This is a genomic window from Rhodococcus sp. NPDC055024, from assembly GCF_053608585.1.
In genome coordinates this window covers 325,542-338,634 of the sequence record NZ_JBSGVT010000002.1, presented here as the reverse complement: position 1 = coordinate 338,634, position 13,093 = coordinate 325,542, and the positions used below count along the sequence as shown (strand labels likewise).

Annotated in this window: 11 protein-coding genes; 6 read left to right on the top strand and 5 right to left on the bottom strand. The window is 61.9% G+C overall.

Features of this window, described 5'->3' with window-relative positions:
- Positions 1–33 precede the first annotated feature (33 nt).
- The 6 genes from ACWF6P_RS08050 to ACWF6P_RS08025 all read left to right on the top strand — a co-directional run bounded on the left by ACWF6P_RS08050 (position 34) and on the right by ACWF6P_RS08025 (position 6,113).
- Positions 34–1,506, top strand: coding sequence for an aromatic amino acid ammonia-lyase (locus ACWF6P_RS08050; protein ID WP_452620668.1), 1,473 nt, complete (start codon positions 34–36; stop codon positions 1,504–1,506).
- Between the two features lie 99 nt (positions 1,507–1,605).
- Positions 1,606–2,721 (top strand): ABC transporter ATP-binding protein, encoded by a 1,116-nt coding sequence (locus ACWF6P_RS08045; RefSeq protein WP_452620667.1) that lies wholly within the window; start codon positions 1,606–1,608, stop codon positions 2,719–2,721.
- Positions 2,718–3,368 carry an ABC transporter permease gene (locus ACWF6P_RS08040; protein WP_378446824.1) on the top strand — a complete coding sequence of 217 codons (651 nt, stop codon included), beginning with the start codon at positions 2,718–2,720 and terminating at the stop codon, positions 3,366–3,368. Before ACWF6P_RS08045 ends, ACWF6P_RS08040 begins: the two co-directional genes overlap by 4 nt.
- Complete coding sequence (locus tag ACWF6P_RS08035; protein WP_378446970.1) at positions 3,365–4,105, top strand: ABC transporter permease; 741 nt, start codon at positions 3,365–3,367, stop codon at positions 4,103–4,105. The genes ACWF6P_RS08040 and ACWF6P_RS08035 overlap by 4 nt, the downstream gene beginning before the upstream one ends.
- An 11-nt stretch (positions 4,106–4,116) precedes the next feature.
- Complete coding sequence (locus tag ACWF6P_RS08030) at positions 4,117–5,025, top strand: ABC transporter substrate-binding protein (RefSeq protein ID WP_378446823.1); 909 nt, start codon at positions 4,117–4,119, stop codon at positions 5,023–5,025.
- A gap of 377 nt (positions 5,026–5,402) precedes the next feature.
- The gene (locus ACWF6P_RS08025; RefSeq protein ID WP_452620666.1) at positions 5,403–6,113 is read left to right on the top strand and encodes a hypothetical protein; all 711 of its coding nucleotides are present in this window, start codon (positions 5,403–5,405) and stop codon (positions 6,111–6,113) included.
- A gap of 22 nt (positions 6,114–6,135) precedes the next feature.
- On the opposite strand, the gene hutG is transcribed toward ACWF6P_RS08025, so the two are convergent.
- From hutG to ACWF6P_RS08000, 5 genes are all read right to left on the bottom strand, one after another.
- On the bottom strand, positions 6,136–7,104 hold the full coding sequence (gene hutG, locus ACWF6P_RS08020) for a formimidoylglutamase (RefSeq protein WP_452620665.1): 969 nt from the start codon (positions 7,102–7,104) through the stop codon (positions 6,136–6,138).
- Positions 7,105–7,127: 23 nt separating this feature from the next.
- Positions 7,128–8,318, bottom strand: a complete 1,191-nt coding sequence (hutI, locus tag ACWF6P_RS08015; protein ID WP_452620664.1) for an imidazolonepropionase — start codon at positions 8,316–8,318, stop codon at positions 7,128–7,130.
- 37 nt (positions 8,319–8,355) lie between these two features.
- Entirely contained in the window at positions 8,356–10,029 is a 1,674-nt protein-coding gene (gene hutU / locus ACWF6P_RS08010) for a urocanate hydratase (RefSeq protein WP_452620663.1), read from the bottom strand.
- Positions 10,030–10,080: 51 nt separating this feature from the next.
- Entirely contained in the window at positions 10,081–11,517 is a 1,437-nt protein-coding gene (locus ACWF6P_RS08005; RefSeq protein WP_452620662.1) for a purine-cytosine permease family protein, read from the bottom strand.
- Between the two features lie 202 nt (positions 11,518–11,719).
- Positions 11,720–13,084: an FAD-binding oxidoreductase gene (locus ACWF6P_RS08000; protein WP_452620661.1), complete on the bottom strand. Its 1,365-nt coding sequence runs from the start codon at positions 13,082–13,084 to the stop codon at positions 11,720–11,722.
- Between the last annotated feature and the right edge of the window lie 9 nt (positions 13,085–13,093).

Sequence of the window (13,093 nt, the reverse complement as noted above, 5' to 3'; positions counted from 1 at the left end):
CGGTGGCCGAGTCCTTCGATCGATGGAGTTCTGATGACTGAACGTCTTCCTGCGGAAGACCAGACGGGAGACAACAGTGTCCTGCTCGACGGGAGGGGGCTCTCGGTTCATCGGGTGAATGAAATTGCTCGAGAGCCGGCCTTTATCAGACCTGCCGACGCCGCACTCGAGCTCACTCAGCGGTCATGGGAGACCGCGGTTCGGGTTTCCTCTCGTCAGGCGGTGTACGGGCGTACCACCGGGGTAGGCGGGAATCGCGAAACATCCGTCTCCGACGGTGTGCAGCAGGATCTGAGGCTTCTGAGAAGTCACGCGACGGGATCGGGCCCCAGGCTCCCCGACCGGGTGGTGCGCGCCGCGATCGTCATCCGCACCAATCAGATCCTCAACGGCGGCTCAGGTATGCATCCCGACATCATCGGCGGTTTGGTTGCTGCTGTTGCTTCGCAGAACCTGCCGACAGTGCACGCACGCGGCGCGATCGGAACGGGTGACCTGAGTGCCTTCTCCGAAATCGCAATGGGGCTGATCGGTGAGAGCCCGCTTCGCGACGGACGCAGCGGAGTCAGTTGGACTCCGCACCACGGTGATGCACTTCCGTTCATCTCCACCAACGCGATGACGGTGGCGATCGCCGGCGACACCAGTATCGAAGTTGCGGGGTGGCTTCAGCACTGCTTGATTGTCAGCGTCCTTTCCGTGCTCGCGTCTCGGAGTTCTGTCGAACCGTTTGCTGCACAGGTGCAGTCGGCAAGAATGCACTTCGGTCAAGCGGAAGTCGCAGAGCGGGTTCGCGATCTGCTGGCACCACACGACATCACACCTGTGAGGGTTCAGGACTCGTTCGGGTTTCGCGCCCTACCGCAAATCTTGGGTGCCACCTGGCAAGCGGTGCATCGACTGCAGAACACGCTGACCATCGAGATGAATTCGTCTTCGGAGAATCCGCTGGTGTCGGTCGAAGACGACATGGTGTTCCACAACGGGAATTTCCACGCGATGCCGATCGCCCTCGCAGTAGACGAGGCGAAGTTGGCGGTCGCCAGTGCAGCCCTGCTCTCGCAATGTAGGCTCGCCAACCTCTCCGATCCTGCAGTCACCGGCCTGCGCGCGTTCCTTGCCGACGGTCCCGAAGGCAGCAGTGGAACCATGCTTCTCGAATACACGACTTCTGCTGCTATCGCCGAGATCCGCTCGTCGGCAGCCCCGGGGTCTTTGGGCCACACGGTAATTTCGCGCGGTACCGAGGACCATGCAAGTTTCGCATCCCAAGCTGCAACTCAATTGGCGGACATCCTCGGCCAATCTCGATTGGTGCTGGCGTGCGAACTGATCTCCGCTGTTCGCGCACTTTCGCAACAGCAGCGTGAGTTGGATCCGGCGACCGAGCTCGGCGCATACCTTGCGCGTGCGCGATTGGTGCTGGATGCGAGGACCGAAGATCGTTCGCTCAGTGCAGATCTGAGTGCCGGTGTGAACTTTCTTTCTCAGCCGATCGGCCCGTAAGCAGGTGGACTGAATTACAAGTAGGTGTGTGCTCGAACAGAACTCGACCATTTCTCCTGGGTGCGTCCGGACTCAGGTCGACACGAAAGTAGTTCGTAGATGATCAAATTCGACAAAGTCACCAAGGCGTATCCAGACGGAACGATTGCCGTCGATGCTCTCGATCTGGAGTGTCCGACGGGAAAGATCACCGCATTGGTGGGTCCTTCCGGCTGTGGTAAGACGACTTCACTTCGCATGATCAACAGGCTGATCGAACCCACATCGGGGGCGATTTCGCTCGACGGTGAGTCCACGGCGGGAATGGATCCGGCTCTTCTGCGTCGACGTATCGGGTACGTGATTCAGCACGCAGGTCTCTTTCCCCATCGCACCATCGTCGACAACATTGCGACGATGCCTCGCTTGCTAGGGGCGAGCAAGAAGGAATCACGAACTCGCGCTATGGAACTGCTCGAAACGGTTGGTCTGACAACCAACTTTGCCGACCGCTATCCGTGGCAGCTCTCCGGTGGACAACAACAGCGAGTCGGTGTCGCGCGAGCGTTGGCCGCGGACCCGTCATTCATGCTGATGGACGAACCGTTCAGCGCCGTGGATCCGGTCGTCCGTGGCCAACTGCAAGACGAGTTTCTCCGCCTGCAAAAGGAGATAGGAAAAACGATCATCATCGTCACCCACGACATCGACGAAGCCCTGAAACTCGGGGACCAAGTGGTGGTTCTGCGTACCGGAGGCATTCTTGCGCAGGCGGCCACACCCCTCGAGTTGCTGACTCAACCTGCCGACGAATTTGTTGCCGATTTCGTCGGGCGGGATCGTGGGTACCGATCGTTGGGATTCACGACTTTGGACGGCGAGCTGCCGACAGTTTCAGAACCCGTCGCACATCTGGGCGATTCCGCTGCGGCGGCCCGCGCACTCACAGGCGATACGTGGCTCTTGGTAGTGGACCCCGCGAACAAGCCGCTCGGGTGGGTGAAGCCGGACGCACTCACGGATCGAATTCGCCCGGACGACTTGAATCTCAGTGGAACACTTGCAGATTCCAAGGGCACGATGCGCGCTTTGCTGGACGCGGCGCTGTCAGCGCCGAGCAAGCGTGGCGTTGTTGTGGACGATGCCGGGCGGCTGGTGGGAACCGTCACCGCGCACGCTGCGGTGGAAGCCATCGAAGCCGCCGACCTGGCCGAGGCGGGGAGGGCACTCCGATGAACTTCGAATGGCTCGGACGCCAGTCCGATCGGATCATGGACCTGGTGGGTTGGCACATTCTTCTGTCGTTGATTCCCTTGGTGATCGGCTTGGTGGTCGCGTTGCCGATCGGCTGGGTCGCCTATCGCAGTCGCCGATTGCATCCCTACGTGGTGGGCACGGCTGGATTGCTCTACACGATCCCTTCGCTCGCGCTGTTCGTCCTCCTGCCTCCGATTCTCGGTACCAAGATTCTCGATCCGATGAACATCATCGTGGCGCTCACTGTGTACACCGTTGCCCTGCTCGTACGGGTAGTGGCCGATGCGCTCGATTCGGTTCCGCCGGAAACGGTTCTGGCGGCAACGGCGATGGGCTACCGGCCATACCAGACGCTGTTGAAAGTGCAGTTGCCGGTTGGAGTTCCGGTGATCTGCGCGGGTTTGCGCGTAGCAGTCGTCTCGAACGTCAGTCTTGTCTCACTCGGCGCACTTCTGGGGATCCCGCAGATTGGTTCGTTGTTCACTCAGGGATTTCAGTTGCGCTTCTACACGCCCATCATCGCGGGTATCGCTCTGTGCCTGGTGCTGGCGTTGATCCTTGATCTCCTCATCATGTTGGCGAATCGGTTGCTGACGCCGTGGACCCCGAAAGTGACTACATCATGATCAACTACCTTCTCGACGGATCCCACTGGACCGGGCCGGACGGCATCCCCACCCTTCTCGTGCAACATCTGATGTATACATTCGCTGCGCTGGCGGTGGCTGCGGTCATCGCGATCCCGCTCGGTCTCTACATCGGACACACCGGACGGGGATCCGTTGTGGTTGCTGGACTGGCAAACTCGCTGCGAGCGCTGCCGACCATCGGTCTGCTGATCCTGCTGGTTCTCATCATCGCGCCCTCCTTTCCGAACAAACTCGCGTACCTGATTCCCAGTCTCATCGTCCTGGTACTTCTCGCGATCCCTCCCATTCTCACCAATACGTATGCTGGTGTGCGAGCGGTCGATCAGGCTGCAGTCGACGCCGCGCGTGGGATGGGATTTCGGTCGATGCGGATCTTGACCGAGGTTGAAATTCCGTGCGCCCTGCCACTCATGTTGTCCGGCATCAGAAGTGCTGTTCTTCAGATCGTCTCCACTGCGACTGTCGCCGCGTACATCTCGTTGGGTGGACTCGGCCGGTTGCTGATCGACGGAAAGGCCCAGAGCGACTACGGCCAGATGGCGGCTGGAGCCGTATTGGTATCGCTGATCGCCCTGGTCTTCGATCTCGGAATCGGTGCACTGACCGCGCGAGTCGTTTCGCCCGGCATCACCAGGCGCGATCGGAAGAAGAAGACAGAGAAGACCGCCGCCCCATCACAGCGCACTGCTGTGCCTGCGCCCGCACCGATCTGAGGACATTCGAGATGAAGAAGGTATTGATCGCCGCGTTGGTCGGTGTGACAGCGGTTGCGTTGTCCGGCTGCGGAATCGGCAAGGACCCCTTGGCTGCGGACGGCGGTGGTAGTGCTGAGGGCGCCATAGTGATCGGATCCGCCGACTTTCCCGAGAGTCAACTGATTGCGACCATTTACGCCGAAGCGCTTCGTGCCAACGGTATCGACGTTACCGAGAAGTTGAACATCGGTAGTCGAGAACTCTACGTACCGGCATTGCGCGACGGTTCCATCGATCTGATTCCCGAGTATTCCGGCGCCTTGTTGCAATATCTGGACAGCAAGACAACGGCGACGGCGTCAGATGAAGTGTCCGCTGAAATCGATGCAAAATTACCCAAGGGCCTGGTAGCTCTCGAGCCGTCACCCGCAGAGGACAAGGACGTACTTGCCGTCAAACAGGAGACAGCGGACAAGTATTCGCTGGAGACCATCGAGGATCTGGTGCAGTATGCCGACGAGTTGACACTCGGCGGACCCCCGGAATGGAAGACGCGTGAAAACGGCGTTGCGGGGTTGAAGACCAAATACGGCCTGACTTTCCGGGAGTTCCTGGCGCTCGATGCAGGTGGGCCCCTGACGCTCAACGCGCTTCTGAGCGGGCAGATACAGGTAGCCGATGTCTTCAGTACCGATCCCGCGATGCGCTCGGAGAACTTGGTCGCGCTCGAGGACACGAAGCACCTCTTTCTCGCCGAGAACATCACGCCGATCATCAACGAATTGAAGGCTCGCGATGACGTCCGCTCCGTGCTCGCGGGGGTTTCGGCGGCGCTGACCACCGAGGACCTCATCGAGATGAACCAGCGCGTCGCTGATCTCGACGACATGAGTGACATCGCTCAGGACTGGTTGCAGGAGAACTCCCTGGTGCCATGATCGAAGGCCCGGTGTTGTTCTCGTCGTCGGTCGAACAGACGATATCGATAGGACGCGGGCCGGGGTAACGTCGCGAAGTCAGGCGTGCCTCGGCCTCGCGGGGAGCCGTTCAGACCAAGGATTTCCACATGCCGAGAAGCCGACCGCGCACACCCGTTGGACGAGTTCGGAACGACGCACCCACTACAACCAGGGTTGTAGTGGCCGGCGTGTGCCTGGTGTTCTCGCTCGGTGCCTGTTCATCCGACAGTCGCGACAGCACAGACGAAACGTCATCGCCGGCGTCTGAACCGAGCACTGTTGTTTCGAGTAGCCTCGTGAGTGTATCGGCGGTGGCAGAAGCAAGTTCAGAGAAATTCGGTCCGCTCACGCTCGGTATGACACAAGCAGAAGTATTGTCGTCCTTGGGAGATCAAGCCGGAGCGGTTGCTCAATTCTCGAGTTGCACGGTGGTCCCGTTCACGATGTCTGGTGGCACCGGACGGGCAATTCTCACCAGCGCGGGCGTCACCGTCATCGAATCACCGCCGGGAACGCTGACCGACCGCGGCGTTGGTGACGGCTCCACCGTCGCTCAGATCGAATCGGCTTACGGCAACGATCATTCGACAAGGATGATTCAGACTGAGTCAGGCCAATCGATCTTTGTCACCACCGGTGATCCGAGTCAAGTCGGCAATGGCGACCCAGGAGGATTGATCGGCTTTTCGATTCACGACGGCACGGTCGGGCCTCCCGTGGTCGGTGGCGTCCCCGGCTTCGAGTACTGCTCGGGCAATTCGTCGACTTTGCCTTCACAATTGCCGACGGCGTCCACATCCGAGGAGTGCGGAACAATCACGTACCCCCAGACAGGCGCCATCGCCTCCATCGACAATCTGCAAGGCGGCATCAATTGTGAGGTGGCAATGGATGTCGCCGAAAGGTACCTGAACGACACGTCGCTCAGCCATGCCGGAAACACCTGGTCAGCGGAGTTCGACGGTTGGCTGTGCAGTGTCTTGACTGCAACCGCCAGCGAGGTCGAAGGACATAGTTTGGAGTGCTCGGACAGAACTCGTGGAATCAGTTTTCAGGCAGCCCCGTAGATTTGTTGGAGGCACGCCGAGGCTAGCGCTGAATCGGCACGTGCTTCGTGACTATCCGGTGGATCAGGCGAGCAGCCGTTCGGGCAGTGCGATTGTCGACGTCGAGGCTCGGGTTCAGTTCGGCGACATCGAGAACCGCGAGCTTGCCACTGGACGTGACTCGATCACAGACGTACTGGATGGTTTCGAGGCTGACTCCGTAGGCCGCAGGTGCGCTGACGCCCGGCGCCACGGCAGCAGGGAGGACGTCGAGGTCGATGGTCAGGTAGACCAGATCGACGTCGTCGAGGAAGCCTGCGAGGAACTGATCCACGACGCCTCGACCGATCGCTCCGCATTCGTCGTCGAGCAGATAGCGAACGCCAAGGCGGTGAGCAGTGTCGAACAATGCAGTGGTGTTGCTCGGCTGGCTGATTCCGATCACGCTGTACTGATGCGACGTGCCTGCCGCTGCTTCGTCCTCGGCGATCTGACGGAAGGGCGTGCCTGAGCTGGGTATCGGGTCACCCCGCAGGTCGAAGTGTGCGTCGAGATTGAGGATTCCGAGTTTGGCTCCGGCGGTCCGCATCTCGGATCCTGCGACGCCGAGGTACGTGCCGTAGGCGATCTCGTGTCCTCCCCCGAGAACGACAGGGAAGTGTCCCGAATCGAGCGCAGCGCTGACGGCGTTCCCGAGCGAGGCCTGACCGGCCTCGAGCTCTTCACCCGACACGGCAACGGTTCCCGCGTCCTGAATCTGCAGAGCTTCGGCCAGCGCCATGGAGGCCAACCCCGCTCGCAAAGCGTCCGGGCCGTCTGCGGCACCGCGCCGTCCCTTGTTGCGCCGGACGCCTTCGTCGCTGGAGAAACCGATCAGAACGCAGTCGCCGGGCGCCTGGTCCACCGAATACGGTTGCACGGCATGGTGCCAACGCAAATGCTCGGCAGTGGTGCCGTCGGAGCGCCCCGTCCACGGCGTGGGTTCGATGTCGACTGCGATCTGATGTGCCACGACGGCCTCCCGGTGAGTGTATTTCAGTAGCTTGTGGCGAGTGCGCCGTTTTTCCAGACCTCGCGCACCAGCGGCACGCCCGGGCGGTAGGCGAGGTGCAGGTACGACGGTGCATCGAGCGCGATGGCGTCGGCACGTGTTCCGAGAGAAAGGGTTCCGACGTCGGAGCGCTGCAACGCCCGGGCGCCTCCTGCAGTGGCTGCCCAGACTGCCTCAGCGGGTGTCATGTGCATGTCTCGCACCGCAATTGCTATGCAGAACGGGAGGCTGGTGGTGTAGCAGGTGCCGGGGTTGCAGTCGGCACCGAGAGCTACGGTGACGCCGGCGTCCAGCAGGGCGCGGGCGTCGGGGTACTTGTTGCGGGTGGAGAAGTCGGCACCTGGCAACAGTGTTGCGACGGTGGAACTCTGAGCCAGGGCATCGATGTCCGCGGCGGTGACGTACGTGACGTGATCGACGGATGCGGCACCCATCTCGACGGCAAGCTGGACTCCTGGTCCTTCGCCGAGTTGGTTTCCGTGGACGCGGGGGATCAGTCCGGCGGCGACGCCTGCGCTCAGGACTGCGTGTGCCTGTTCGCGATTGAACGCACCGCGCTCGCAGAAGACGTCGATCCATTTCGCGTGTGGCGCACAGGCCGGGATCATCTCGTCGCACGCCATGGCGACGTAATCATCGGCGCGACCGGCATATTCGGGTGGTGGAACGTGGGCCGCCAGCAGTGTGACCTCGTCGGTGAACTGCCCGGCGATCATCGCGCTGCGTAGTTCGCTCTCGGTGTTCTGCCCGTACCCGGTCTTGCATTCGACGGTTGTGCTGCCCGAGCGCAGGGATTCGTCGAGTAGGCGTCGAACATTGGCCTGTAATTGTTCGTCGGTGGCCGAGCGTGTCGCTTCGATGGTGTTGCGGATGCCGCCGGCAGCGTACTTTTCGCCCGCCATCCGAGCTGCGAATTCCTCGGCCCTCTCGCCACCGAACACCAAGTGCGAGTGGCTCTCCACGAAGCCGGGCAGGAGTGCCCGGCCGCCGATATCCTGACCGATATCGGCAGCCGGGGCGTCGGCGGAATCGCCGACCCAAGCAACAACGCCGTCGTCGAAGACGATTGCCGCGTCGTGTCGTACGCCGAGCGTGCCCTCACCCAGAGTCGGGTCATTGGTGACGAGGGTTCCGATGTTGGTCAGAACTGTGGTTCGAGAACCATTCGTAGTCAATGTAATTCCTAACTCAGGGTGAGGTGGTGGAGCTGGTTCAGTTCTCGGTCATCGGGATACGGACGCCGCGGGTGGCTGCGGTGTCGATGGCGTGGTCGTATCCTGCATCGGCATGCCGGATGACGCCCATACCGGGGTCGTTGGTGAGAACTGCTTCGAGCTTCTTGGCTGCGAGTTCGGTGCCGTCGGCGATGCACACCTGTCCTGCGTGGATGGAGCGTCCCATACCGACGCCGCCACCCTGGTGAAGTGAAACCCATGAAGCGCCGGATGCGGTGTTGACCAGGGCGTTGAGCAGCGGCCAGTCGGCGATCGCGTCGGACCCGTCGATCATCGATTCGGTTTCGCGGTACGGCGAGGCGACCGATCCGGAGTCGAGGTGATCGCGGCCGATGGCGATCGGTGCGGACAGCTCGCCCGAGGCGACCATCTCGTTGAACTTGAGACCCGCGAGGTGACGCTCACCGTATCCGAGCCAGCAGATGCGAGCCGGAAGGCCCTCGAAGGCAACCTTTTCGCCTGCCATGGTGATCCAGCGGCGCAGGTGCTCGTTCTCGGGGAAGAGTTCGAGGATGGCCTTGTCGGTGGCCTCGATGTCCTTGGGATCACCGGAGAGGGCTGCCCAGCGGAAGGGGCCGAGGCCTTCTTCGAAGAGAGGACGGATGTAGGCGGGAACGAATCCGGGGAAGTCGAAAGCGCGGTCGTAGCCGGCCTTGCGAGCCTCGTCGCGGATGGAGTTGCCGTAGTCGAACACCTCGGCGCCGGCATCCATGAATCCGACCATGGCCTTGACGTGTGCGGCCATCGCGTTGCGGGAATCTTCGGTGAACTTCTGCGGATCCTTCTCCGACATGGTCTTCATGTCGGAGAAGTCGATGCCGATCGGCAGGTAGGCGAGGGGATCGTGCGCCGAGGTCTGGTCGGTCACGATGTCGATGGGGGCCTTCATCTCCAGCAGCGCCGGGAAGACCTCTGCCGCATTGCCTTCGAGGCCGATGGAGAGTGGCTTCTTCGCATCGCGTGCCGCGGTCGCCAATTCGAGCGCGTGCTCGATACTGTCGGCCTTGGTGTCGAGATACTTGTGGGCGATACGACGGTCGATGCGGGTGATGTCGCAGTCGACGCAGATCGCGACGCCGTCGTTCATTGTGACGGCGAGAGGCTGAGCGCCGCCCATGCCGCCGAGACCCGCAGTGAGGGTGATCGTTCCGGCGAGCGATCCGTTGTAGCGCTTCTTCGCGATGGCGCCGAAGGTCTCGTACGTACCCTGCAGGATTCCCTGGGTGCCGATGTAAATCCAAGAGCCTGCGGTCATCTGGCCGTACATGGTCAGGCCGAGGTCTTCGAGACGGCGGAACTCTTCCCAGTTCGCCCAGTCACCGACCAGGTTGGAGTTGGCGATCAGCACTCGCGGTGCCCACTCGTTGGTGCGGAAAACACCGACCGGCTTGCCTGACTGGACGAGCATGGTCTCGTCGTTCTTCAGCGTCTTCAGCGTGGCGACCATGGCGTCGAAGGCAGCCCAACTACGTGCTGCGCGACCGGTTCCGCCGTAGACGACGAGGCTGTCCGGGTGCTCGGCAACATCGGGGTCGAGGTTGTTCATGAGCATGCGCAGGGCGCCCTCTTGCTGCCAACCGAGCGTGGTGAGCTCGGGGCCGCGGGGAGCACGGACGGGGCGCGGCTCGTGGCCGGGGGTGCTGATTTCCATTGTGTTCTCCTAGCTTGCTGAAGTTCGAGCTGTTCGAAAAGTGGTGGGGGATCAGATGCGAGAGTCGGTCATCGCGGTGTGATCGGGGTAGATCATCGACGCAGGCGGATTGCTCGTGCGCTTGGCGAGTGGGTAGTAGATCAGGCCGGTGAATACGATTCCGACGATCCAGGAGATGTCGGCGCCGCCGAGCATGTCCGTGACGGGGCCGGTGTACAGCTTCTGTGCGAGGAACGGGATCTGGGCGAGAACGCCGGCGGCGTAGCAGGCCAGCGCGGTGAAGTTCCATGCGCCGTATCGACCGTTGACGTCGTACAGCGCCGGAATGTCGATGCGCTCCTTGGAGATCAGGTAGTAGTCGATCAGGTTGATCGCACTCCACGGCGTGAACACCATGAGCAGCACCAGGACGAAGTTCTTGAAGTTGTCCAGGAAGTCGGCGCTGGCGGCGATCGCGATTAGTACCGAGATCGCGGTGAAACCGAGGATGTAGAGGGTGCGCGCGGTGCTCGAGATTCGTGACTGTCCGTTGAAGGCTGTGACGGTGGTCAGAATCGACATGAATCCGCCGTAGGCGTTGAGCACGTTCACTGTCAGCTTGCCGACCAGGATGACGAAGTAGATCAGGAAGGCGATGGCGGCCGGCCCGGCCAGGTCTCCCATGAAGCCGACCTGGTTACCCAGGAACGCATCGCCGGCGCAGGCCGCGACGAGGACGCCGAAGGTCATGGACCACTGCGATCCGATGACGCTGCCGAGGAACGTCGACCAGAAGGTAGTGCTCTCGGAGGTGCTGCGCGGCAGGTAACGCGAGTAATCGGCGACGTACGGGCCGAAGGTGAGCTGCCAACCGGCACCCAACGAGATCGCGAGCAGGAAGGTGACGATGTCGAAGCCCTTGATGCCGACGTACGAGGCGACGTCGTACTCGAGGAACAGTCGAACGGCCAGGTAGGAGAATCCGACGATGCCGACGACGGTCGCGACCTTGCCGACGATGTGGATGAGCTTGTAGCCGGTGACCGCGACGAATGCGGTGAGGAGACCGAAGACGACGATGCCGACGGTGGGGCTGTCGATGTGCAGGATCTTGTTGACGGCTTGTCCGGCCAACACGGTGCCCGTGGCAGCGAAGCCGAGGTACATCAAAATGACGAGAACGAGCGGGACGACGGCTCCCTTGACGCCGAACTGTGCGCGACTCGAGATCATCTGGGGGAGGCCCATGCGTGGACCCTGTGCCGAGTGCAGCGCCATGACAGCGCCACCGAAGATATTGCCGATCAGAAGTCCGACGATCGCCCAGATGGCGTCGGCGCCGAATACGACGGCGAGGGCACCGTCGACGATTGCAGTGATCTGCATGTTGGCGCCGAACCAGAGAGTGAACTGGCTGCGCGGGGTGCCGTGTCGTTCTGCATCCGGGACGACGTCGATAGTGCGTCGTTCCGGAGTGAGGATGACCTCGGCCGGTCCATCGTGAGTCATAGGCCTGTCTTTCTGCTGCGAGCCCGTCGAGCGACGGAATCGACGTCGGGGTATTGCCCACCTTCTTCGTGCTTTGTGCCTGTTGCTCGGCGCTCTGTGCGCTGGGTCACTGTCACTGCGGATAAATGTATATGCCTGTATATACAGGCGTCAATACCCGCGGCCCGTTTTCACGTAAATGCTGTGTAACACCACTCGGGAATCAGAAACCCTTACCCGGGTTGAGGATTCCGAGCGGATCGAACGCGGCCTTGATCGATCGGTGCAGTTGCATGCTGTCCTCGCCGATCTCGAGAGAGAGCCACCGGCGCTTCAGAACGCCGACGCCGTGCTCGCCCGTCAGGGTTCCGCCGAGTTCGAGAGCGCGCCGGAAGACCTCGTCCGCGGCGGTCCACACGGCGTCGGGGACCGAGCCGTCGGCAGTGCGGTCGAAGACGAAGGTCGGATGGACGTTGCCGTCACCGGCGTGCGCGACCGTCATGATCTTCACCGAGTGCTCGGCCGCCGCCCGGTCGATACTTTCGAGCATGTCGGGCAGTTTCGACCGCGGAACCCCGACGTCTTCCACGAGGCATTGCCCGAGTCGTTCGGACGCGGGGTAGGCGAGCCGGCGGATCTCGAGTAGCTGCGCGGCTTCCGCTGCGTCCTGGGAGACGGCGACAAAATCTGCGCCGGCCTGCTCGAAGTGTTTCTCCATCGCCGCTGCTGCTGCGTCGGCGTCGACCCCGTCGGCCTGTGCGATCAGCATCGAGGCAGTGTTGTCTTCCAATCCGATCCGTTTCCAGTCGTCGACTGCGCGCAGAGTCGCGCGATCGATCAGCTCCAACAGGCTCGGCCCGATCCCGTCACGAACGACAGCGGCAACGGCGTCCGCTGCGGAGCGGAGAGAATCGAAACTGCCGACGACGGTGACCGGTGCTCTCTTGGGCTTGGGCTGCAACTTGAGGGTGGCGCTCGTGACGACTCCGAGAGTTCCTTCCGAGCCGACGAGAAGACTGGTCAAGTCGTATCCCGCAACACCTTTGACAGTCCTTCGGCCCGTCCGTACGATCCGACCGTCGGCTAACACCACCTCGAGACCCAAGACAGAATCGCGGGTGACGCCGTACTTCACACATCGAAGTCCGCCGGCGTTGGTGGCGATGTTTCCACCGATCGTGGAGATCTCGAAACTGCTCGGATCGGGGGCGTACATCAGCCCGTACTCGTCTACCGCTCGACTGATGTCGGCGTTGATCACCCCGGCTTCCACGACAGCGAGCTGATCGTCCGGATTGACCTCGAGAATCGAGCGCATGCGAGTGGTCGAGATGACCAGGCAGCCCTCGACGGCTGTCGACCCGCCCGCCAAACCGGTTCCCGCGCCGCGAGTTACCACCGGGACCCGGTGAGCAGTAGCCCATTTCAGAGCCTCCGAGATGTCGGCCGCAGTTCCGGCGAGCATGACGGCCGCCGGCTGGCCGGGTTCGGCGAGATGGGCCTCGTCGCGACGGTACGAGTCCATTACCGACGGGTCGGTGATCAGGCGACTCGAACCGATCGACCGAGCGAGTTCGTGGACGGACATTCTTTTCTC

Coding starts and splice junctions, on each gene's coding strand:
- ACWF6P_RS08050 (WP_452620668.1), top strand. CDS start 34: ATGACTGAACGTCTTCCTGCGGAAGACCAGACGGGAGACAACAGTGTC.
- ACWF6P_RS08045 (WP_452620667.1), top strand. CDS start 1,606: ATGATCAAATTCGACAAAGTCACCAAGGCGTATCCAGACGGAACGATT.
- ACWF6P_RS08040 (WP_378446824.1), top strand. CDS start 2,718: ATGAACTTCGAATGGCTCGGACGCCAGTCCGATCGGATCATGGACCTG.
- ACWF6P_RS08035 (WP_378446970.1), top strand. CDS start 3,365: ATGATCAACTACCTTCTCGACGGATCCCACTGGACCGGGCCGGACGGC.
- ACWF6P_RS08030 (WP_378446823.1), top strand. CDS start 4,117: ATGAAGAAGGTATTGATCGCCGCGTTGGTCGGTGTGACAGCGGTTGCG.
- ACWF6P_RS08025 (WP_452620666.1), top strand. CDS start 5,403: ATGACACAAGCAGAAGTATTGTCGTCCTTGGGAGATCAAGCCGGAGCG.
- hutU (WP_452620663.1), bottom strand. CDS start 10,029: ATGGAAATCAGCACCCCCGGCCACGAGCCGCGCCCCGTCCGTGCTCCC.
- ACWF6P_RS08005 (WP_452620662.1), bottom strand. CDS start 11,517: ATGACTCACGATGGACCGGCCGAGGTCATCCTCACTCCGGAACGACGC.
- ACWF6P_RS08000 (WP_452620661.1), bottom strand. CDS start 13,084: ATGTCCGTCCACGAACTCGCTCGGTCGATCGGTTCGAGTCGCCTGATC.